The sequence below is a fragment of the Arcicella lustrica genome, from assembly GCF_034930985.1.
GTDB classification, from domain to species: Bacteria; Bacteroidota; Bacteroidia; order Cytophagales; family Spirosomataceae; genus Arcicella; species Arcicella lustrica.
In genome coordinates, this window is the sequence record NZ_JAYGIM010000021.1 from 74292 (window position 1) to 95640 (window position 21349).

Sequence of the window (21349 nt, forward strand, 5' to 3'; positions counted from 1 at the left end):
GTCTATATAAATAGCAGTACTAAAAACTTATTCAGCTTTAAGCCATTTATTCATTAGGTTAATCACATCGCTCGTAATGATATGCCCCATATTTAGTTCAAAATAGTCACTCTGAATATGTAAACTATCTAATAAACTTTTACTTTGACGTGCATAATTGATACTTAATACTTCATCATTTTTGCCATGAATTACCAATGCTTTTAGACTTTTTAATTTGTGTTGGTCTGCAATATTAGGTTTGATTTCACTCAATACTCGTCCACTTAAAGCAATAACCCCTTTGACTTTATCTGGTCGAGTGAGTCCTACACTAAAGGACATGATAGCTCCTTGGCTAAAGCCCCCCAAGTAAATTTCGTCTTCATTAAACGAGTGCTTTTCTTTAAGTTGATTGATAAAATTCAAGATAATTAATCTACTTTTTTCGGCTTGTTCAGTATTAAATCGTGGAGTACCCGAAGAAAAATCAACGTCATACCATTTATATCTTCCATCTGAAATAGTAAATGGAGCTCTGACACTAATCACTAAAAAATTATCTGGCAAGTCATTAGCAATACGAAACAAATCTTGCTCATTACTTCCTACTCCGTGTAAAAGAATCAATAATGGAGGCTTTTGAGTTTGAACTTTGGGAGGGCGAGTCAAATAATATAAAAGTGTTGTATCACCTTTAGCATAACTGCTCTGTGAGTTTAAGGTCATCATGATTATTAATATTAAAGAACCTACTATTTTTTTCATTTGTCCAATTTTTAAGAAATCTCAAAACAACGCATACTAATGCTACCATACTGAATACCCTCAAAGAGATACTTTACAGTTTCTGTTTTTTCTACCAAACCGAGCGTGTAAATCATGGGTAAATAGTGGTCGTTGGTAGGAATAGCCATTTTTGCTAATTGTCCAAACTGTTCATATTTAATAAGCGAATGGAAATCTTGTTTATTCAGCTTCGATTTCACTAATTCATCAAATTCTAATGCCCACTCTTGTGGTTTAGCATCTATATTTCTCCAATCTAAAATGCTTAAATTATGAACAATATTCCCACTGCCAATAATCAGTACGCCTTTTTCTCTTAAATTTTTTAACGTATTAGCTAATCGAAAGTGATAATCGGCAGGTTGAGTGTAGTCGATACTCAATTGAAAAACAGGCACATCTGCATTTGGAAATAAATACTTTAGAATAGTCCATGCTCCATGGTCTAACCCCATTGAATGGTCTTCGTTAATATGATATTCTTTGGCTAATTCTACCACTTGTTTTGCCAATAATGGATGTCCCTTTGGCTCATATTTTACTTCAAATAAACGTCTGTCAAATCCTCCAAAATCATAAATCGTTTTGGGTTGATTATTTACCGAAACAAAAGTACCACGAGTTTCCCAATGTGCTGAAATAACCATAATGGCATTGGGTTTTTCTATTTTTTTGCCAATTGAAGATAGCTTTTGGGTGAAATTATTATCAAACAAAGCATTCATCGGATGACCATGTCCGATAAATAACACAGGCATTTTTTTAGTAGTTAAAAAGCCATTCGTAATATTATTGAGGGTATTGAGTGTCATATTATTAGAGATTAAAGGCAAAGTTGCCATCGTCTTCAAAAAATCATTGCGTTCCATTTTACAGTTTATGCGAGTATAAAATTGAGCGAAATAATGATAAAAACTGGGGCATTTTCATAATACCCCAGTCAGGAATACTAATTTCCTAATCCTATTTGGTTAGCATAGGTTTGGTTATCCCAAAATAGATGTTCTTCTATCATGGTTCCGTCTTCACCCCAAATACCAATAGTAGCCATAGGCATTTTAAACGCTTTGCCAGTAGGTTGAATAAACTTTCCATTGCCAATTGGCAATGGTTTAGTAAATGTTCCTTCAAAAACACCTGTTACCGCCGTAAATTTTCCTGAGCCAAATTTGATTGGATGGATTTTTATACGAGTGTCTGGTGCATAAACAAATAGCTTTTTAAGGTCTTCAATATGTAAATCAATTCCTTCTGCTAAGTGTCCGTCGGGCCAATATACTTTAATATTTTTTGAATGACTTTCGTGCAATCTGCTCCATTCTTGATTACTAAAAACTTGATAATCCAAGGTATCAAAAGTGGCTAAATGCTTTTGTATTTCGGCATTTACTTTCGTTATTTCACTTAGTTGATTTCTTAACGCTGTTATTTCTGCTTGACTGTATTTTTTACTTTGAGCAAAAGTTGTAGTGAATGAAATCATTAATAATAATGCGGTTGCGATAATTGAGAATCTTTGCATTTTTCTAACTGTTTAAAGATTGACACAATCCTTATTGATTGATGATGCAAAGTTGGGGCTAACAACAACTGATTTTCGTTCACCTATGTGAATAAAGTAATTAAGACTATTTTTTGGATAAATTTTGTCGAATACGACTAAGAGATTGCGGTTTAATCCCCAAATAAGAAGCCACTAAATATTGTGGAACACGTTGCAGAAGGTCAGGTTGCTGTTTAATGAGGGCTAAATAACGATGTTCAGCATCATCACTATAATTTTTAGCGATACGATGTTGAGACTGAATATAGGCGTTTTGTATTAATATTCTAAAAAAGCGTTCAAATTTAGGAATGTCCTGAAGTGCTTTTTCAAAATTAGTTTTAGAAATAGCCAATATTTCCGTTTCCTCCAATGCTTCAATATTGAAGGTGGCGGGTGTATTACTTACAAAACTGAATAAATCTGAAATCCAATGTCCTTCAAATCCAAACTGAATTGTATGATTCTCTCCGTTATCGTCGGTTAAATAAGAATGTAAAACTCCCTGTTCTACAAAATATAGATACTTACATACTTTATCTTCAAATACCAGTTGTTGCTTTTTTTGAATGGTTATTGGCTCTAAAAGCGAAGTGAATTTTTCATATTCATCAATGGTCAATTCTTGCTTCAACTTTTCTTCTATATTCTCTTTTATGGTACGCTTCATTGTGGGGGTGCTTTTCTCAATTAAAAACCGCTTGATTGAATGTTTGATTATGGCAAATTTACCGAATGATTTTTTGTCTTAAATGCTCAGAAACTAACAGCCGCTCGATAAGTTCAAAACATAACTCAAGGAATATTGCTAAAATGGCCGATGGAATAGCTCCTTGTAATATTAAATTTGTATTGTTGAGTGCCAAGCCCGTGACGATAAATTCACCAAGTCCACCTGCTCCAATAAATGCGGCTAATGTTGCTGTGCCTACATTAATTACTGCGGCCGTCCGAATGCCTGTAATAATCATCGGAATTGCCAGTGGTAATTCTATTAATACCAACCGCTTGTAATCATTCAATCCGATTGCTGTGGCAACTTTCTTTAATTGGGGGTCAACTGAGTAAAGACCAACAATGGTGTTTCGAAGTATCGGTAAAATAGCATAAATGATTAATGCCACAATTGCTGGAACAAGCCCAATACCCAAAAATGGTATCATTAAAGCAAGTAGAGCAATTGATGGTATCGTTTGCATAATGCCTATTAAATACAAAGTTGGCTTCAACAATGATTGGAATCTATACAGAAAAATACCCAATGGAATTGCCACTAAAATGGCTAATAATAGCGAAAAAAAGGTAAGTTGAAGATGAACAAAGCTATGTTCTACTATCTCTTGCCACGTATTGTTGCTTTTATTATGGGCGTGTTTCAACAAGTTCTTTTTTATCAAGAAATGGCGTGCTATTTCTTTGAAACTCTTTTTTTCAAATAATACTTGGGCATTTAATGCTTGCATTTCCGTTTCATTGATTATTCCACATAATTTTTCGACGGATTGTTTAACGGCTTTTTCTGTTTGAGGTGCATAAAAAGCTACCGCATGATAGGATGGGAAAAAACGCAAATCATCGGTCAAGAGCATTAATTTTTCTTGAATAATCTCTCCATCGGTTGAATAGGCATCTGTAAAATCTATTTGATTATTTTTGATTGCCTTGTAGGCCAAACCGTGTTCAAGTCCTACGGGGTTTTGTTTGAGATGATAAAAGGCTGCAAGTTTTGCCCAACCGTCTTGACGTTTGAGAAATTCATAGCTAAAACCACCTTTGAGATTAGGATATTTTCTTAAATCACTAATGTTTTTAAGCTGATATTGCTGTGCTATTTCTGGCTTTACTAATAGAGCATAGGTATTGTTAAAGCCCAATGGTTCTGAGATTTCTAAATGATATTTGGAAGCCAATAACTGCCTGATTTCATGAAGAGTTAAAGTCGTGTTTTCCTTTAAAATTTCTGCTGAAATTGTCCCAGAATATTCAGGATACATATCAATTTCACCATTTTTTAAAGCTTCAAAACATACACTTGTACCTCCTAAGTTAAACTTTCTTTCTACCACAAAACCATCGTCTTCTAACAATAGAGCCATCATTTCGCTTAAAATGTATCCTTCGTTAAAGTGTTTTGCCCCCACTTTTATAACCTTTTGGGCAAAAGCTGGCTGTATAATACAGAGTAAAATAATGATGAAGTTTAATCTCATAATGCGGCTAAATAATCTGTTTTAATGGAAGAAAAATCCGATTTGTTACCCTGAGCCTTTATTTTTCCATTTTCGAGCCAAACAAAATTATCTGCCAATATTTCAGCTTCATCAAACTGATGGGTAACAATAATCACCGAACATGGCTCTGTTTCTTGGAGTATTTTAAAGTAATTATAAATGCCAGTTCGTGTTGAATAATCGAGCGAAGCGAAGGGTTCATCCATTAACAACAAAGGTGGTTTAAGAAATAAAGCTCTGCAAAGTCCAACCCTTTGTTGTTCTCCACCAGAAAGTTGATGAGGATATTTGTCTAAATAATCATGCGAAAGCCCAACGGTATCCATTAGAAAATGAGTACGTTCGTTCATTGATTTGGCAGACTGCTTGGATATTTGGCCAAGCAAACTAATATTTTTGCTAATTGTCAAATGAGGAAAAAGCCCTACATTTTGCACAACATAACCTATTTGAAGACGCAGTTTGGTAGCTTGTTGATAATCAAAAAAGGTATCAAAAATCTTTACTTTCCCTCGGTCTGGGATAATCATTCCATTGATAAGTTGTAAAAGTGTTGATTTACCACTACCACTCTTTCCCAACAAAGCCGTTACTTTTCCACTTTCAAAATGTACAGACAAATCAGCAAGTACGTTTCTATGTTGAAAAGACAGTGTAATATCTATAAGTTCGACTACATTCTTGTTTTTTTGCATAATTGCTGAAAATAGTTTTATAAATTTGACGCACCAATTATACCCCAGTCAATGGAAGCACTTATAGCTCATTTCAATAAATATATATCGCTTGACGACTCCCAACTAAAGGTAATAGAGTCGAAAATTAGTGTGCGAAAAATCAAACGCCGCCAAATGATATTACAAGAGGGCTTTATTTGCAAGCACTATACTTTTGTTTTAAAAGGTCTATTTAGGATGTATGGTATTGATGACAAAGGTTTCGAGCATAATATTCAATTTACAGCGGAAGGAGATTGGATTGCAGACCTTGGTAGTTTTCATACGAAAAAGCCCAGTAAATTATTCATTGAAGCCCTTGAACCTTCGGAAATTATTCAAATAGAACAAAAAGATTTGTACTTTTTGTATATCAATATTGTAAAATTAGATAGGGTCTTTAAGGTTACTATCGAAAATAAATTTATCGAAATCCAAGACAGAGTTTTACAAAATTTTAGCTCTACCGCCGAACAACGCTACCTTAGTTTCCTCGACCGCTACGCTGATTTAGCGGCACGTATCTCTAATGTCCAAATAGCTTCCTATTTGGGTATCACTCCTCAATTTTTAAGTAAAATTCGTAAAAAAATCTCCACTAAATCTTAATCTATATTAACTAAAAAGATGAATCTACATTCATTGTTTTTCTTAATATAGATGAACGGTTAATCACTTAAAGCTACTCTAATTTTGCATAAAAAAAGGAGTATGAAAGGGTACGCTTTATTCTTCAAACAATTTATACAATTCTTAAATACGGCTGATGAAAATTTAGCTCAACAGCTAATCAGTCCGAATGCACAATTCTATGTTTCTCATAGAACAGAACCATTGACAGGGCCGAGAGGGTATCTGAAAATTATCGAAGAGATACAAAACCATTGCCATCATATACACTAGGAAATAGCCGATATAACTATCGGTAAGGATAAATATTGTATAAAGTTTTCAGTTGTGTTTATCATCAAAAACGTATCCATAAACGATATATCAAAGCAAATATACGTCATCAATACCTACCATTTAGCGAATAATCAAATTATTGAAGGATATGACAATACGCTTGAGAATCTTCATAAAAAAGGCATTTCTTCTAATTAATTGACATCCATAATATCTAAAAACGTTTCAATAACATAAAATGAAAAAACTTCTTATACTTCCTGTAGTCTGTCTGCTATCGCTCAAGAGTTTTGGGCAAAACTTGAAATTGGGCAAACAAACGTTTGAGTTACACAATGTAACGGGAGAAATTATCAAATTTCAAGGCGATAAGGTACTCAAAATAGAACGTGATTTAAAGGCTCTTCCATTCGACGAGAAAAAATTAGAAACCACCGTTGACGACCGTCATTACGCTCGACTTATAGACATAGATGATTTTGAAAATGGCACTATCGAAGTGAAAATGTATAGCCAAATTCAAAATCCATCACCTTATGCACCAGCAGCGGGTTTCATAGGCTTGTATTACAGAATTACGGCTGATGATTCGGCTTGGGAGTCTATTTATTTGCGTCCAAAAGTAGGTAGAATCAATAACCAAATGGCAAGAAACCATGCGGTACAGTATTTTTCGTATCCCAACTTCAAGTTTCAAACCTTGAGAGATAAATTTCCAGCAGGTTCGTATGAGGGTTCAGCTCCTGTAGCTTTGAATGAGTGGATTACCATGCGATTGGAAATCAATGGCGAAACGGCAGAAATGTTTATCAATAACATGAAATACTCTTCATTTATCGTCAATAAGATGTTGGGTAAAAACAAAAAAGGCTATGTTGGGCTCTATGTAGATATTGCTACAACGGGTTATTTTAAAGATTTGAAAGTAACTAAAAGAGCCTTGAAAGAGAAGAAAGAAGAAGGAAAAGTAGGTGATATTTAATTAGTTAAAAAAACATAAAGATGAAAAAAGTTACAGTTTACTTAGTTGCATTATTTACAATACTTAGTCTGCAAAGCTTCGGGCAAGTGGTTGACAATAAAATTTTTGTAAACCCAAATACAGGAAGTGATTCTAACAAGGGTACAAAAGAAAGCCCATTAAAATCATTGAGCGAAGCCGCCAAACGAGTGAGTGCCGCCGAAGGAGAAGGGGCAATAGGCGTTTTTCTGGCAGCAGGTGTTTATGGCATGAGCGAAACGGCAGATTTTAACCCTAAAAAATGGAAGTTTACCAAAGCTAATCGCTTAACGATTCGTGCTGAAATTTTACCTGATGATGCTAATTGGACTCCCGCAGAAATGCCAATTATGATTTCTACAATGCCTTTTTCGGTAGAGAAAAATGATAAAGGCGAACTTACAGGTGGTCAGAATTTTGGTATCATGATTCAAAATAGCCACGCTACTATTCAAGGTTTACGAATTTTGGGCGAACCTGTCCACGAAAACCCATCAAAAGGGGTTTTGGTTAGAAATTACCCTATCATGTGGGAAGGCAAAAATTTAGAGGATTTTAGGGTTTCGCAATGTTTATTCTTGGGCAATAAATATGCGTTGCCTAACCACTTGGGGATTTTGGCCAATGGAAAAGAACAGGAAATTGACCACTGTGTATTTTACGGAGTGAAAGATGCCCTTGTATTATGGAATAGCCCTGCTACCAATTCATCTATGCACCATAATTTAGTCATTGATAGCTATGGCGGTATTGTTTGGACTTGGTCGGCTACGCCTGATTTCAAGTTTTACAACAATGTAATCAGCAATGGTAATGTATTATGGATGTTGAATAAAGATGAAAAGGATTCTTATACTATCGAAAACTCCGTTATTGTAGGCTATAATTCTTTTGTAAATAAAGGCGGTGGGCCACAAGGATTTGGTGAAAAAGCATCTGACGACAAACTCAAACTGGGCAAAGATGTCATTTTGAAGAAAGAAGGTAAGTTGGAAGTGATTGAAGACCAAACGAGTAAATACTTTTTACATATCAAAGCAGGTACTTTAGGGTCAAATTTGGGTGCAGGCTTATTTATGAAATAAATTTTAATATCCCCTCAGTACTAAACAATCCCTTTTATGAAAACACTCTTTTCTTTCGGCTTTATTTTTTTCTCGGTTGTATGTTTTGCTCAAAAAATGAGTTTACATGAGAAAAATCTTATACCGCATCAGGTATCAATGTCTTTTCAAAATTTGAATGGAGAAAAAGTACTGAGGGTTGAAAAAGATACGACCATAAAGGCCGTAGATGAACCGACTTTTGTTAAAATAAAGGATATTAACTTTAAAAATGGTGAAATAGAAGTAAAAGTATTTAGTCGTTTATTGAAATCAGCCCCAGCTTTTGCAAGAGGATTTATTGGTCTTGCATTTAGAATTGATGATAATAACACCAAATACGAATCTATCTATATCCGCCCGACAAATGGTAGAGCTGATGACCAAATTCGCAGGAATCACTCAATTCAATATTACTCATATCCTGATTTTAAATTCGATAAACTTCGTCAGATTAGCCCCGAAAAATACGAAGCTTATTGCGATATGGGCTTAAATGAATGGATTATGATACGAATTACTGTGGATGGCAATAAAGCAAAATTATTCTTGAATGATTCTAAGCAGCCTTCATTAATTGTCAATGATTTAAAGATGGGCGAAAATGCTACCGGAGGCATAGGGCTTTGGGTTGAAATTGGAACAGAAGGGTTTTTCAAAGATTTGAAGATAACTCATAAATGAGTAAACAAATGAAAGCATCAATAGCAGCAATACTGTTCATACTTTTGACTTTTGGGAAAAGTTTTTCTCAACAGACGGTAAACTTTGATTTGACCAAATTAGCCGTCCAAGGTAATTTAATTGTGAAAAATAGAACAATTACGGTAAATGAAGAAGGCAGTAAAAAATTTATTGAACTCGGTAAAAAAATGACTGCCACGCCTGTTTGGTTGCCAATTGATAATTTTGAAGAGGGAAAAGTAGAGCTTATTGCACGAGGAAAAGACATTTTGCAAGGCAGTTTTTATGGAATTGCATTTCATGCCGAAAATGATTCAACATTTGAAGTGGTTTATTGCCGCCCATTCAATTTTCAAACCACTGATTCCTTACGAAAAACTCATGCTGTTCAATATGGATTTTTCCCTCACTTAGATTGGCAAGTATTAAGAAAATCGCATCCAGGACTTTATGAAAGTGGTATTTTAAACCCTCCTAAAGCCAATGATTGGGTTACGTTAACTATCATCGTTGATAGCAAAGAAATAAAAGCATTTATTAATCATGCTTCTCAATCAACTTTAGTAGCAAAAAAACTGAATACTTCCTTAAAAGGTAAAATCGGAATCTTTGGTTTTAATAGCGATGCCGAATCATTGAAAATATTTCCTTCAAAATAAAATGAAAGTTATCGTTATCTATGAATCAGGAAGCTCTGAGAATTTAATTATTGAAGACCGTCCTATGCCAAACCCTAAAAATGGCAAAGTACTCGTCAAAATTAAGGCTTTTGGACTTAATCGCTCGGAATTAATGACCCGTAAAGGTTACTCGCCAAACGTAAAATTCCCAAGAGTTTTGGGCATTGAATGTGTTGGCGAAGTAATAGAAGACCCTTCTGCTGAACTAACAAATGGGCAAAAAGTAGCTGCTTTCATGGGAGGAATGGGACGAGATTTTGACGGTAGCTATGCCGAATATGGCGTATTTCCTAAAAGTATCTTGATGCCCTTTGATAGTACACTCTCGTGGTCGATTTTAGGTGCTTTGCCAGAAATGTTTCAAACGGTTTATGGTTCGTTGCATCTTGCCCTGAAAATGCAAAAAGGCGAATCGCTTTTGATTAGGGGTGGTTCGTCTTCTATTGGACTATTCGCAACCCAAATGGCAAGTAAGTTTGGTTTAAGCGTTATTTCCACTACAAGAGATAGAAATAAAGAGCAATCGCTTTTATCAAATGGAGCAAATAAGGTGTTGATTGATAATGGTTTAATTCATGAAACAATCAAAGAAATAAACCCGAAAGGCGTTGATAAAGCCCTCGAATTGGTCGGAGTCAATACTTTACCTGATACTTTGTTATGCCTAAAACAAGGTGGCAAGGCTTGTATGACAGGAATGCTTTCGGAACAATGGTCGTTTCAAAACTTTGCCCCGATGGAGGTAATTCCTCCCACCGTTTCGCTCACAACGTATGATAGCGGTGCAGTCAGAGTCGGTACAGGTGCTTTTCAGGAATTTATCAAAGACATCGAGAACCAAACACTTCAAATGATAAATCATACCGTTTTTCCATTTACTGACATTGTAAAAGCCCATCAATTTATGGAAAGCAATAAAGCTTCTGGTAAAATTGTGATGATTACAGAACACCCATAGCAATCAATGGACACTTTAGAAGAAATTAAAAATATTGGCTTTTTAGCGTCGGATGAGCCGAAAAACCAATTTTATACGGATGTTATCAAAGGCTTGAAAGCTCCACAAAAGCATTTATCGTCTAAATACTTTTATAATGAGCAAGGCGATATTTTGTTTCAAAAGATAATGAACTGCAAGGACTATTATCTGACGAGAGCCGAAATGGATATTTTTCAAAATTCATCTGCTCAACTGGCTGATGGTATTTGTGCCAACGCATCTGCCTTTGATTTAATCGAATTGGGTGCTGGAGATGCTACCAAAACGTTTCATTTGCTCAAATACCTGACAGAGCAAAAGGCAAATTTTCGGTATTTACCCATTGATATTTCGGGCTATATTCTTGATGTGCTTGAAAGTAATCTTTTTGCCTCATTGCCTAATTTATCGGTATGCACGATTCAAGGAGATTATTTTGAAGCCTTACAAAAAGCTTGTGAACTATCATCAAACCGCAAAGTTTTACTGTTTTTAGGTTCAAATATCGGCAATATGAGCCTAAAAGAATCGCTTGATTTTTGTAGAAAACTTTCCCAAAATCTTATACAAGGAGATAAAATTATTATAGGATTTGATTTAAAGAAAAACCCTGCTACCATTTTAAAAGCCTATAATGATAGCGAAGGTTTCACCAGCCAATTTAACGTGAATCTACTTATCCGAATCAATCAGGAACTCGAAGGGAATTTTGACATCGCTAATTTTGAACATTATCAAACTTATGACCCCGAAACGGGAGCTTGCAAAAGCTACTTAGTAAGCCTTTGTGATCAGGAAGTAACGATTGGTTCAGAAACTATTTCATTTACCCAAAATGAAAGCATTTTTATGGAAGTTTCTCAAAAATATGCTTTAGATGAAATTGAAAAAATGGCCTTTGAAAGTGGTTTTAAACCAGTTTTAAATTGTTTTGATACGCATCACTACTTTGTAGATGCCATTTGGGAAGTGGCTTAATTTTAAACAGACTTTAAGATGAATTTACTCAAGCAATATATTTCGGTCAGACAACATTCGGTTGATATTTGTGCATCGCTCAAAACCGAAGATTACGTAGTGCAACCCATCGTAGATGTAAGCCCACCAAAATGGCATTTAGGGCATACTACTTGGTTTTTTGAAACCTTTATTTTACAGCCTAATTGTCTAAATTACAAAGTATTTGACCCAAATTACAACTTTGTTTTTAATAGCTATTACGAAACCGTTGGAGCGAGAGTAATTCGTACAGATAGAGGAAATTTAAGCCGCCCATCGGTAGAAGATATTTATGCTTATCGGAAATACGTCGATGCTGCGATAGTAGATTTTTTGGCCAACACAACTATCGGAAAGGCATTACAAGACCTTTTTGTTTTAGGCTTAAACCATGAGCAACAACATCAAGAACTACTTTTAACAGATATTAAATACATTTTGGGACATAATCCCCTTTTCCCTTCGATTGATATTCAATTAGCAGAACACGAAATTTATGATAATAAAACCTTTTTGCCAGTTCCAGAAGGCATTTATGAAATTGGGTTTGAAGGTGAAGGTTTTTGTTTTGATAATGAACAGAACAGACATAAAGTGTATCTTCAATCGTATGAAATTCAACAAAACTTAGTTACCAATGCAGCGTATCTTGCATTTATTGAAGACGGTGGCTATGAAAAATTTCAATATTGGCACGCAGATGGTTGGGAATGGGTAAATAGATACAAGGCAAAATCTCCTTTATATTGGCATTTTGTAGATGAAAAATGGTACTCTTATACTTTTGAAGGTTTACAAAAAATCAACCCAAATCAAGCTGTTTGCCATGTAAATTTTTATGAAGCATCAGCTTTTGCCGCTTGGAAAAGAATGAGATTACCCACCGAAGCCGAGTGGGAAGTGGCTTCTCAGTATTTTGATTGGGGGCAGCGTTGGGAATGGACAAATAGTGCGTATTTGCCATACACGGGCTTTCAAAAAGCCACAGGTGCAATAGGTGAATATAATGGTAAATTTATGGTCAATCAAATGGTTTTGAGAGGCGGTTCAGTAGCAACTCCAGAAGGACATTCAAGAAATACTTATCGTAATTTCTTCCAGCCACAACACCGTTGGCAATTCATGGGGATTCGATTAGCAGTTTAACAGTATCTTAGTCAATTTTGGTTGCAAGTCTTTGACTTGTTGATTTCTTGATTCATGGGCTTTGGTCTTTTAGGTTTTAAATATGGAATAATTCTATGTTTAAAATACCAGCGGTTCAACTGTCGAACCCGCTTGAAATCCATATGCAAATCCGTCTTTAATTCCCTGGAAGAAACGAATCCAGCACGGTAATTTTCGACCACTTTTCGGAGATAGAGTACCAAGTTACAATTTTTATTTTCTTTCAATTGATTGGTATTCAACAACTTATTCTGAAAGTCCCTTGTTTGGTCAAAAATTGCATATCACCATGTAAGTCTCTGATTTTAGCAACTTACAGGGTGATTTTTCAGAATACCTTTCTATATTTTCAAGCTCTAATTCTATCAATATCAAAGCGTAAGCTGTTCTTATTGACATCCAGAGCGTGTTGTCCGTGGTTTTTAAACGCCCAGATCCATGCTGAGCGGTTGCAGTGTATATTTTGAGCGTCTCATCGATTACGGCAGTTTCATCCCAATCCTTTTCGATGATTTGCTCTGGATTGAATCCCCAGTATTCCAGGCTTTCACCAACGCCCAAACCACATATAACGTGTTTGATTTTCCCTTTCAACGCCATGATGGTTTTATAGTCCAGATGGTCAAAATGATCATGTGAAATCAGGACGTAGTCTATTTCTGGAAAGTCGTCAGCGGTGTATCGTTCGGTTCCCTTGAAAGACTTTACACCGATAGGGAGTGGTGAAGCAGAGCCGCTTAGCACAGGATCAACCAAAATCTTCTTACCATCCAGCTGTAAGAAATAAGATGAGTGCCCAAACCAGACTAGGACATTTTCTTCCGACGAAAGGCTCAACAAATCTGTTTTCATCGACGGGATACTATCGACTGGAAATTTACGTGGATTATTACCGAAAAAGGTACGGTAAACTTCGCCAGCCATCGTGTACCCTTCGGGCACCATCAATACTTTTTCAAGATTCTGGAATTTCCCATCTTTGAAGTTATGAGAGCGCATAATCCGCTCTAATCTTTCACCAGACGGATTTTTGCCAAATTGAGGCTGCTGTAAATAGATGAAACCAATTATGGACACAATGCCTACGACTATCAATATAACCAAGACCATTTTCTTCAATATGTTAATAAATAAGACCATTCCTTAACCCACTTTTTATTTTTTTTCTTTTGGACAAGGCAAAAGTAATTACTACTTTTGTTGCCTACAAGTATAGACTATACTCTATGCTTTAAATATTTTTTCAAACATTAAATAAGTAGTCATGTTGATCAATGATTTGTCCAAACGGACTGGCACGACGGTTCATACTATTCGGTATTATGAGAACCTTGGATTGATACGAGGAATGGTTGACCAAACAATCAAAACCAATAATTACAAAAACTATGATGACCATACAGTCGAAAGGCTGGAAATCATCTTAGAAGCCAAAGAAGTAGGCTTTACCCTGGCTGAGATTAAAAAGCTTCTGGAAAGCTGGTATGGGGAACATTCTGACCGTAACGAACAGAAACAGATGTTTACTTCAAAAATTGAAGAGATTGAATTGAAAATCCAACAGCTCAAGCAGGTTAAAACCCGATTGCAAAAAGTCATACAGGATTTTGACAATTCGTGTGATTGTTAATTTCTATTAATGGTGTATTAGAAACGTATTCTTCCCGATAGATATCCAAAACCTTATTGATTTAGTTTATCCCCATACGTCGGCTTACATGTTTTACTATTATACTAGCTTTTAAAGGTTTGTTCCATTAAGGTAACAAACCTTTAAATCTGTTACTGTCAGAAAGATAGTTTTCGTTCCAGAAGAATTTCCAATATCTCGTATTCTATTTCATAGACTTCTCCTTCAAAATGATAGGTATCAGTTTCTTCGTCAAAAGAATACAATTCCAATTCTTCATCGCTTAAACACACATCGTCTAGTATCCCATTTTGATAACTTGCTTTACCGTATATACCGTTGCCCATTTCCTCATAGTCATGAATGAAGTTCAATAGATACCTTTCTGCTATCGTTCTTAATATTTCGGAATTGGGCGCCCATTTTGTCTCATATTGAAATATGCCTTCGTCTCCCTCGTTCCAATAGATATTGAAAAAATAACCTCCGTTAGTATTGTCTGTAAAGTCGGGCAGTTGCCCTTGTTCTGTTTTCTCTTCGTTTTCTTTCATTGCTTCGAAAAGCTGTTGTATCTGTTTGATTGCTTCGATACTTCCCTCGAAAGTAACCATATTACTGCACCAGTTTGCCATATTTTGTATTGTTTAATTTGGTGTGATTTGATTTATTTAGATTTATTCGGCAATGAGAGGTGGTGCTCTTTCGTTTCACTTTATTGCCATTTTCAATGCTGTATTTTTTTATGTCTGACATTTTTTTTATTCGTGTAAAGAGTCGGCGTATGCTTTGTTTCGTTTCGGGAGCATAAAAGGTTAGTGTTTAGCAGGAACAAGGTTTTACCAAATAAATACGACCCGCATGGGTGGAGATTTTTTGGTAAACCCAAGGCTTGACCTTGTTTCTGGGTTAAGAACACGTTCATACCTTTGCTCTTGAAATGGGACAAAGCAGCATCTGGCTCTTGAATAAAAGCCTATGTGGAAGCCAATGGAAAAAGCATTTAGGAAATGTTATGGAATATTGCTTTGGGATTGTGTTAAGAGTTTTTCTCTATACTTTATAAAAGCATCCTCTTAAAACTCTTTTATAGACAGAGAAATTTGTGACCTAGTAACAAGCAAGTCTTACTCATGTTATAATATACTTTTTACAACCAGACATACAAATTCCAGCATAAAAGAATCTGATTGATACTACGGGAAAATTTATTCTTTAGAGTTTAGCCGAATTGCTATCGGGTAAGGATATGTGGTGCAGGAGCTAAAGTTATAATCAGTGTAAAGGCTATCTACTGAAGTTTACAGATGAATTTTATTTAAGTTATGACACCTCAACCAAACAAATACTGAAAAAAGTCAGCCAGAAAAACGCTTATCGGACAAACTTAAACTTAGCAATAGCTTCATTATTGCAAAACGGATTTGAATAATGAAAAATTAAAGGGATTAAACTGCATCCCATAGCATTTTTAGGCTATCTCATTTCACACTAAAGCCATCACAGAGGACAAATTATGCTTTGCTGAAAAAAATTGGGGCAAAAAAGTGCAGTTTGGGTTTTGGGAATGGCATTCACGATAATAAACAATAACATTTATGGAACCGTCAGGATATTCAGAAACACCGTTAGCAAAAAAAATGGGTATAAAGTCAGGCTTTAAAATAAAACTATTCAATCCACCAGATTATTACTTCGACCTTTTCAGCGTCTTGTCCCAAGACATAAAAGAACTTACAGACAAAAAAAGCAAAAAAGATTTCATTCATCATTTCGCAAAAAGTACAGCACAACTGAGCAAGGATATAAAAGAGCTGCGACAAGAAATTGAAGAAAACGGAATAATTTGGATTTCGCGGTATAAAAAATCAGCAAAGATTGAAACCGACTTAGACGGAAATATAGTTCGGGGCATAGCACTTAACAATGGATTGGTGGACATAAAAGTTTGTGCCATTGACGAAAAATGGTCAGGATTAAAACTTGTGATACCACTTAAAAACAGACAAAAATGAAACATATCCAACTTATCTTAAAAAAGATTCTTTTCTTTTTTAAGATATTTAGTAGCACTCAATTCTAAATAAAAAGATTGAATAGAAACATTATTATAGTATTTCCATGATTTTATTAATCTAATTAACGATTTAAGTTCTCTACCAAATTTTTTGTTTTGATTTTCGACATACACATTATGTGCTTTTGGACTCGAAGTGTACCAATTGCCTTTTCCATCAGGAATTCTAAAAGACTCAAATTGACTAAGTGGTGTATTGCTTAGTCCATAAAAATAACAAGGTATTATTTCCATCGTTTCAGAAGCGTATTGTCCAAATGGAACTTTAATTACTGGCGTTCCAACTTCAATTTTATTTGTATTAGGAAATGTACTTTGTAATATTTATTTGGTTTCACGTAACGCCATAGATGAATTATAATGTAACATTTTGGAGGGTAAGACTGCAAAATAATCTGTATAAGAATGATGTCTTATTCCTGTTCCGTTGCCATAAGAACCTATATTAAAAAAAAACAATTGAGCTTATTTTTTAGGCAACGATGTGCCGTTTTTTATGCTTGATTACTTTATTGTGTTCTGTGGCTGTTGGGGTTAATCTTTTAAGAAAATAAATCAAATCCTTCTTCTACTATTTTTGCCATTATTTTATTCAAAATTATTTTTAGTAGTTTTTATTTTTCAAATGTTTGGTGTTGTAGGAGTATTACGAATTTATCTTCAAATTCGTAATGAAATTTAACATTCAATAATTATTGTGTCGCCAGCCACCAATACCAAAAAGCCTCTGGGTACTGCTTTTTCAGCTTATTTAGTTTAGTATTGTGTGGTTGTACTATTAATAAATCTTTAACGGTTTTTGCTCCTTTAAAAAGGCGTACTTCGGTTTCGTCATTAGCTACTAAACGGGTAAGGTAGGCAATTTTACCTGTCATTACTACTACCTTTTCATAGCTAAAATTTTCTGAAAACATAAATCGGCTTACCTTTTTGATGCCAGAAAGGAGTTCTTCAAAATTCCCTATTCCATCTGTTCCTCGCAGAGCCAAACATAAACACGTTTGGTAAGTATCACGCAATACATCATCGTATGTAATCTCTAATTCACGATATTGTGATTCTATTTGAGCTAAACGCTTGAATGTTTTTCTAACGATGGAAAGGTCATTGATTGATTCTAATAAATTGGCAACATCATACAATTGTTTAACAATCTCCATACTTTTTGAAAACTTCCCTTTATAGTATGGAATACCTGTTGTATTGGGTGCGAAAGCTGTCATTTTATCCCCAAGTATATCTTCAAATGAAGGAGTTTTAACTGTTTGGCTCTCACCGTTTTGAAACAAAAATGGTGAATTGATGGGGGTTTTAACTACTTTTTGATATGGATTTTCTTCATACAAGATGTCCAATAATATATAGTCTTCTGACTGATTTGTTAGGTGTGTGGGAATATAAAAAAACTTAAAATGCTCTTTTGTAATATTTATTTCAGAATTTCTTTCTTGTCCTTCAACTCTACTAAATCCTTGACTTCCTGACACTTGTTTCAAAATATCTAATAAATCATCCGATACTTTGGGGATAATAATGTCAATATCAATCGAAAGTCTTTTGGGATTATTTTGCTGCATCAACATTAAAGCCGTTCCACCTTTGAAAATAAAATTCAGTTTACTTTCGACTAAACCTTCTAATAAAGTTAATGCCCTCACCGTTTTTTCAACCAAAATTTTATCCGCACCGTTATTTAACTGAGAAAATTTATTGAGCCATTCAAGGGAGTGACTTACTTTTTTATCAATCATAATTTTTAAAAATCTTCTAATTGTAAACTCATTTCAATCATACTTTCAACATTATTACCTTTCCGTCGTCGCCTGGCGTATCGTAACATTTTATCCTTATTAATTGGATATTTACGGAATGCTTCTTTGATAATATAAGCAAGTTCTGCTCCTTGAAATGACTCATAAAGTTTAACATCAACTATTAAATCCACTAAAAGTTTTTCAATTGTTATCGTTCTGATACCATCAATAACTTGCGTTGGAGCTTCTGAGGTTAAAGGAACGATAACGATAGCATCATTCTGGTAAACGATATATCTATCCAATAATTCATCCGATGGATTTAGATAGACATTTGGGTAATGGTCACGTAATAAATCAAAGACTGCTTCTAATCCGTCTCGTTCTATTTCAACTATTTGGGCAAATCGCCCCGCTTGATGTAAGGTAAATTCATTGATAATGGAGGTTCTCCAAACACAACATTCAAGTAATGGTTTTTCTTCTTGAATTAATCCGTAAACTCCTTTGATTTCGTTTTCTAAGGGTGGGGAATAAATTTGCCGTTTCAATCCAAGTGAATATCTTCCTCTACCTGTTCTTTCGAGCAAACCATTTTTAACTAAACTGTTCAAGGTATATTCAACATTATAGTTACCAATCGTTCTGAGATAGTCTTCTATACTTTCTCTATCCAATTCATGATTTTTCACAAAAATTGGACGTAAATCAGTCGTATGTATATTCTGAATCTTCATTTTCTTACGAAATATTAATTTTCAATCACAAAGATACAAAATTAATATTTCGGCAGCAAATGTATTTATGTGCCGATAAATAGAAGATAATTATGATGATAGTTATTATAATTTTGATTTATTGTGTCTTGAACATTTTGTTTTTTTGTATCATTTCTGCAGTAGCATATGGTCTTTGGTTTTGTTGATTTCTGGCTTCATAGGCTTTCGTCTTTTTGGTTTTATGGAAGATACGAATCCCGCACGGTGACTTTCGACTACTTTTCGGAGATAAAGTATCAAGTTACGATTTTTTTATCTCTTTTCAATTCCTTGATATTCATGCACTTAACGTTTAACTGTCAAGTTAAATCAGTAGTATGTGATTTGAATTATAATTATTATTATGTTAAATAAATTAAAATTAAATTATGAGAACTTTTAAAAGTATCTCTTATATTCTCTTGCAATAGGCTCCCATTTACCAAATTTCCCCTTGATTTTAAACCTTATAATGTAATCCAAACTTGCCACATTCTTTATAGTTAGCAATTATCGAACTTGACAACTAACTCTATAGGTGAAAAGTAAATACTAATAGTAGATAATACTGCTATTAAAATCTTAATTAATGAAGCAAGATTATTATAAAAAACTTTCATGTTTGTCTTAATTCACAAAAAATAAACATGAGGTTTTTATTGGTTAAAGTCAGCCTAAAATTAAGGCTGACTTATGTTTTATTTATTGGACAGAATATCTTCTGTATTCATATTTGAAAAGTTCATAAAGGTCTATTTTAATATTTGAACCTTCTTTTCCATCTTTATGCCAGAATCACTTTGTAAAACAATAAAATAAATTCCTGAAGACAATACTGTTAATTGAAAAGTATTGTCTCCTCTTTTTGCTTTTTCATTTATTTTTTGAATTTCTTTTCCATCTATACTTCGCAAATGTATAATTATGCCTTCTTCAGTATTAGAAGGGTAATCTATTTTAACCAATCCCTCTGATGGATTAGGGTAAATTTTGAATTCAAGATGTTCATAATCAATGGTACTTGTCTTTGGAGTATCTAATGTGTCAGAAATTCTTTTATTAGTAATAATTAAAGGGTTTGTTAAAAATCTAGGGTCTGAGCCCATTGTTTGTGGTGTTAAAGTGACTGTAGCGGTATTCCCTGCTGTAACATTCACCGTTCCACAGGCATTACTTACACTGGTTAAAGTATAAGTAGTGTTTGTTGTAGGAGTTACTGTAATGGTATAAGGACTGGCTGTGATGTTGCTGTATGTTTGACCATTGACTACCACTGACCATGGACTACTACCTGTTAAGTTCACTGTGAGTTTAGCTGAATTAGAACTTACGATGCTTTGTGTACCTGCAAGGGTAGCGGTAGGTTGTCCATTGATAGCTAAGTTTACACCATTGTCTGTACCATTAATTGCTGGACTCGAAGAGATTACTCTGATACGATATGCTGTTCCAGCCGTGGCATTGCTTGGTAAAGTAGTGGCAATTGTTCCAGTAGAGAGCGTACTTGTGAGTGTACCAATTGTGGTTACTCCAGTGGCAAAGCTCCCAGTGGCATTAGATAACTGAGCAGTAAATACATTACCTGTCTTAATGACTCCTGTGGCTGTATAAGCTACATTGACTTTTGCTCCTAGACAGAAAGGACTACCAGTGATACTTGAGGTAGCTATTGTCTGTGGAGTCAGTGTTACGACTGCACTGTTGTTGGTATTTGTAGTTATGGTTCCACAAGCATTGCTTACACTGGTTAAAGTATAAGTAGTATTGGCTGTAGGAGTTACCGTAATGGTATAAGGACTGGCTGTGATGTTGCTGTATGTTTGTCCATTGACTACTACTGACCACGGGCTACTACCTGTTAAGTTAACAGTAAGCTTGGCTGAATTAGAGCTTACGATAGTCTGTGTACCTGCAAGGGTAGCTGTTGGTAGTGCATTGATAGCTAAGTTTACACCATTGTCTGTACCATTAATTGCTGGACTCGAAGAGATTACTCTGATACGATATGCTGTTCCAGCCGTGGCATTACTTGGTAAGGTAGTGGCAATTGTTCCAGTAGAGAGCGTACTTGAGAGTGTACCAATTGTGGTTACTCCAGTGGCAAAGCTCCCAGTGGCATTAGATAACTGAGCAGTAAATACATTACCTGTCTTAATGACTCCTGTGGCTGTATAAGCTACATTGACTTTTGCTCCTAGACAGAAAGGACTACCAGTGATACTTGAGGTAGCTATTGTCTGTGGAGTCAGTGTTACGACTGCACTGTTGTTGGTATTTGTAGTTATGGTTCCACAAGCATTACTTACACTGGTTAAAGTATAAGTAGTGTTTGTTGTAGGAGTTACTGTAATGGTATA

Annotated in this window: 22 protein-coding genes; 10 read left to right on the top strand and 12 right to left on the bottom strand. The window is 34.9% G+C overall.

All coding sequences use genetic code 11. The features are described 5' to 3' along the window. Positions 1-27: 27 nt before the first annotated feature. The 6 genes from VB798_RS22780 to VB798_RS22805 all read right to left on the bottom strand — a co-directional run bounded on the left by VB798_RS22780 (position 28) and on the right by VB798_RS22805 (position 5237). The gene (locus VB798_RS22780) at positions 28-747 is read right to left on the bottom strand and encodes an alpha/beta hydrolase (RefSeq protein WP_323689542.1); all 720 of its coding nucleotides are present in this window, start codon (positions 745-747) and stop codon (positions 28-30) included. Between the two features lie 11 nt (positions 748-758). After that, entirely contained in the window at positions 759-1637 is an 879-nt protein-coding gene (gene ygiD, locus VB798_RS22785) for a 4,5-DOPA-extradiol-dioxygenase (RefSeq protein WP_323689543.1), read from the bottom strand. 80 nt (positions 1638-1717) lie between these two features. After that, a complete protein-coding gene (locus VB798_RS22790) occupies positions 1718-2290 on the bottom strand; it encodes an ester cyclase (RefSeq protein ID WP_323689544.1) in 573 nt (190 codons plus the stop codon). A 106-nt stretch (positions 2291-2396) separates the two neighbouring features. After that, on the bottom strand, positions 2397-2981 hold the full coding sequence (locus VB798_RS22795) for a Crp/Fnr family transcriptional regulator (RefSeq protein ID WP_323689545.1): 585 nt from the start codon (positions 2979-2981) through the stop codon (positions 2397-2399). 58 nt (positions 2982-3039) lie between these two features. Beyond that, positions 3040-4521, bottom strand: coding sequence for a glycine betaine ABC transporter substrate-binding protein (locus tag VB798_RS22800; protein ID WP_323689546.1), 1482 nt, complete (start codon positions 4519-4521; stop codon positions 3040-3042). Continuing rightward, the gene (locus VB798_RS22805; RefSeq protein ID WP_323689547.1) at positions 4518-5237 is read right to left on the bottom strand and encodes an ATP-binding cassette domain-containing protein; all 720 of its coding nucleotides are present in this window, start codon (positions 5235-5237) and stop codon (positions 4518-4520) included. The genes VB798_RS22800 and VB798_RS22805 overlap by 4 nt, the downstream gene beginning before the upstream one ends. Positions 5238-5288: 51 nt before the next feature. Between VB798_RS22805 and VB798_RS22810 the strand changes: the two genes are divergently transcribed. From VB798_RS22810 to egtB, 8 genes are all read left to right on the top strand, one after another. Continuing rightward, positions 5289-5867, top strand: coding sequence for a Crp/Fnr family transcriptional regulator (locus tag VB798_RS22810; RefSeq protein ID WP_323689548.1), 579 nt, complete (start codon positions 5289-5291; stop codon positions 5865-5867). Between the two features lie 535 nt (positions 5868-6402). Then, entirely contained in the window at positions 6403-7146 is a 744-nt protein-coding gene (locus VB798_RS22815) for a LamG domain-containing protein (protein WP_323689549.1), read from the top strand. Between the two features lie 20 nt (positions 7147-7166). Further along, positions 7167-8249, top strand: a complete 1083-nt coding sequence (locus VB798_RS22820) for a hypothetical protein (RefSeq protein ID WP_323689550.1) — start codon at positions 7167-7169, stop codon at positions 8247-8249. Between the two features lie 36 nt (positions 8250-8285). After that, the gene (locus VB798_RS22825) at positions 8286-8951 is read left to right on the top strand and encodes a LamG domain-containing protein (protein ID WP_323689551.1); all 666 of its coding nucleotides are present in this window, start codon (positions 8286-8288) and stop codon (positions 8949-8951) included. Between the two features lie 8 nt (positions 8952-8959). Then, positions 8960-9610: a hypothetical protein gene (locus VB798_RS22830; RefSeq protein WP_323689552.1), complete on the top strand. Its 651-nt coding sequence runs from the start codon at positions 8960-8962 to the stop codon at positions 9608-9610. Position 9611: 1 nt separating this feature from the next. Next, on the top strand, positions 9612-10589 hold the full coding sequence (locus VB798_RS22835; RefSeq protein ID WP_323689553.1) for a zinc-binding dehydrogenase: 978 nt from the start codon (positions 9612-9614) through the stop codon (positions 10587-10589). Between the two features lie 6 nt (positions 10590-10595). Next, positions 10596-11588, top strand: a complete 993-nt coding sequence (locus tag VB798_RS22840) for an L-histidine N(alpha)-methyltransferase (protein WP_323689554.1) — start codon at positions 10596-10598, stop codon at positions 11586-11588. An 18-nt stretch (positions 11589-11606) separates the two neighbouring features. Continuing rightward, positions 11607-12755, top strand: coding sequence for an ergothioneine biosynthesis protein EgtB (gene egtB, locus VB798_RS22845; protein WP_323689555.1), 1149 nt, complete (start codon positions 11607-11609; stop codon positions 12753-12755). A 291-nt stretch (positions 12756-13046) separates the two neighbouring features. On the opposite strand, the gene VB798_RS22850 is transcribed toward egtB, so the two are convergent. Beyond that, entirely contained in the window at positions 13047-13916 is an 870-nt protein-coding gene (locus VB798_RS22850; RefSeq protein ID WP_323689556.1) for an MBL fold metallo-hydrolase, read from the bottom strand. Positions 13917-14040: 124 nt separating this feature from the next. On the opposite strand from VB798_RS22850, the gene VB798_RS22855 reads away from it, so the two are divergent. Next, positions 14041-14406, top strand: coding sequence for a MerR family transcriptional regulator (locus VB798_RS22855; RefSeq protein WP_323689557.1), 366 nt, complete (start codon positions 14041-14043; stop codon positions 14404-14406). Positions 14407-14564: 158 nt separating this feature from the next. Here VB798_RS22855 and VB798_RS22860 read toward each other — a convergent pair whose 3' ends face one another. Continuing rightward, complete coding sequence (locus VB798_RS22860) at positions 14565-15038, bottom strand: DUF1281 family ferredoxin-like fold protein (RefSeq protein ID WP_323689558.1); 474 nt, start codon at positions 15036-15038, stop codon at positions 14565-14567. A gap of 963 nt (positions 15039-16001) precedes the next feature. Here VB798_RS22860 and VB798_RS22865 point away from each other — a divergent pair. Next, entirely contained in the window at positions 16002-16418 is a 417-nt protein-coding gene (locus VB798_RS22865; RefSeq protein ID WP_323689559.1) for a DUF3052 domain-containing protein, read from the top strand. A 17-nt stretch (positions 16419-16435) separates the two neighbouring features. Here VB798_RS22865 and VB798_RS22870 read toward each other — a convergent pair whose 3' ends face one another. The 4 genes from VB798_RS22870 to VB798_RS22885 form a co-directional block, all read right to left on the bottom strand. Next, positions 16436-16714 (bottom strand): hypothetical protein, encoded by a 279-nt coding sequence (locus VB798_RS22870; RefSeq protein ID WP_323689560.1) that lies wholly within the window; start codon positions 16712-16714, stop codon positions 16436-16438. 458 nt (positions 16715-17172) lie between these two features. Then, a complete protein-coding gene (locus VB798_RS22875; RefSeq protein WP_323689561.1) occupies positions 17173-18231 on the bottom strand; it encodes a nucleotidyl transferase AbiEii/AbiGii toxin family protein in 1059 nt (352 codons plus the stop codon). A 5-nt stretch (positions 18232-18236) separates the two neighbouring features. Next, on the bottom strand, positions 18237-18971 hold the full coding sequence (locus tag VB798_RS22880) for a DUF6577 family protein (protein WP_323689562.1): 735 nt from the start codon (positions 18969-18971) through the stop codon (positions 18237-18239). A 773-nt stretch (positions 18972-19744) separates the two neighbouring features. Beyond that, on the bottom strand, positions 19745-21349 hold a 1605-nt coding region (locus VB798_RS22885), incomplete at its 5' end, for a T9SS type A sorting domain-containing protein (protein WP_323689563.1).

Excerpts from the sequence above, each read along its gene's own strand:
- VB798_RS22825 (WP_323689551.1), top strand. The coding sequence starts at position 8,286 with ATGAAAACACTCTTTTCTTTCGGCTTTATTTTTTTCTCGGTTGTATGT.
- ygiD (WP_323689543.1), bottom strand. The coding sequence starts at position 1,637 with ATGGAACGCAATGATTTTTTGAAGACGATGGCAACTTTGCCTTTAATC.
- VB798_RS22855 (WP_323689557.1), top strand. The coding sequence starts at position 14,041 with ATGTTGATCAATGATTTGTCCAAACGGACTGGCACGACGGTTCATACT.
- VB798_RS22870 (WP_323689560.1), bottom strand. The coding sequence starts at position 16,714 with ATGGAAATAATACCTTGTTATTTTTATGGACTAAGCAATACACCACTT.
- VB798_RS22790 (WP_323689544.1), bottom strand. The coding sequence starts at position 2,290 with ATGCAAAGATTCTCAATTATCGCAACCGCATTATTATTAATGATTTCA.
- VB798_RS22880 (WP_323689562.1), bottom strand. The coding sequence starts at position 18,971 with ATGAAGATTCAGAATATACATACGACTGATTTACGTCCAATTTTTGTG.
- VB798_RS22815 (WP_323689549.1), top strand. The coding sequence starts at position 6,403 with ATGAAAAAACTTCTTATACTTCCTGTAGTCTGTCTGCTATCGCTCAAG.
- VB798_RS22805 (WP_323689547.1), bottom strand. The coding sequence starts at position 5,237 with ATGCAAAAAAACAAGAATGTAGTCGAACTTATAGATATTACACTGTCT.
- egtB (WP_323689555.1), top strand. The coding sequence starts at position 11,607 with ATGAATTTACTCAAGCAATATATTTCGGTCAGACAACATTCGGTTGAT.
- VB798_RS22830 (WP_323689552.1), top strand. The coding sequence starts at position 8,960 with ATGAAAGCATCAATAGCAGCAATACTGTTCATACTTTTGACTTTTGGG.
- VB798_RS22840 (WP_323689554.1), top strand. The coding sequence starts at position 10,596 with ATGGACACTTTAGAAGAAATTAAAAATATTGGCTTTTTAGCGTCGGAT.
- VB798_RS22860 (WP_323689558.1), bottom strand. The coding sequence starts at position 15,038 with ATGGCAAACTGGTGCAGTAATATGGTTACTTTCGAGGGAAGTATCGAA.
- VB798_RS22850 (WP_323689556.1), bottom strand. The coding sequence starts at position 13,916 with ATGGTCTTATTTATTAACATATTGAAGAAAATGGTCTTGGTTATATTG.
- VB798_RS22795 (WP_323689545.1), bottom strand. The coding sequence starts at position 2,981 with ATGAAGCGTACCATAAAAGAGAATATAGAAGAAAAGTTGAAGCAAGAA.
- VB798_RS22780 (WP_323689542.1), bottom strand. The coding sequence starts at position 747 with ATGAAAAAAATAGTAGGTTCTTTAATATTAATAATCATGATGACCTTA.
- VB798_RS22835 (WP_323689553.1), top strand. The coding sequence starts at position 9,612 with ATGAAAGTTATCGTTATCTATGAATCAGGAAGCTCTGAGAATTTAATT.
- VB798_RS22800 (WP_323689546.1), bottom strand. The coding sequence starts at position 4,521 with ATGAGATTAAACTTCATCATTATTTTACTCTGTATTATACAGCCAGCT.
- VB798_RS22820 (WP_323689550.1), top strand. The coding sequence starts at position 7,167 with ATGAAAAAAGTTACAGTTTACTTAGTTGCATTATTTACAATACTTAGT.
- VB798_RS22875 (WP_323689561.1), bottom strand. The coding sequence starts at position 18,231 with ATGATTGATAAAAAAGTAAGTCACTCCCTTGAATGGCTCAATAAATTT.
- VB798_RS22810 (WP_323689548.1), top strand. The coding sequence starts at position 5,289 with ATGGAAGCACTTATAGCTCATTTCAATAAATATATATCGCTTGACGAC.
- VB798_RS22865 (WP_323689559.1), top strand. The coding sequence starts at position 16,002 with ATGGAACCGTCAGGATATTCAGAAACACCGTTAGCAAAAAAAATGGGT.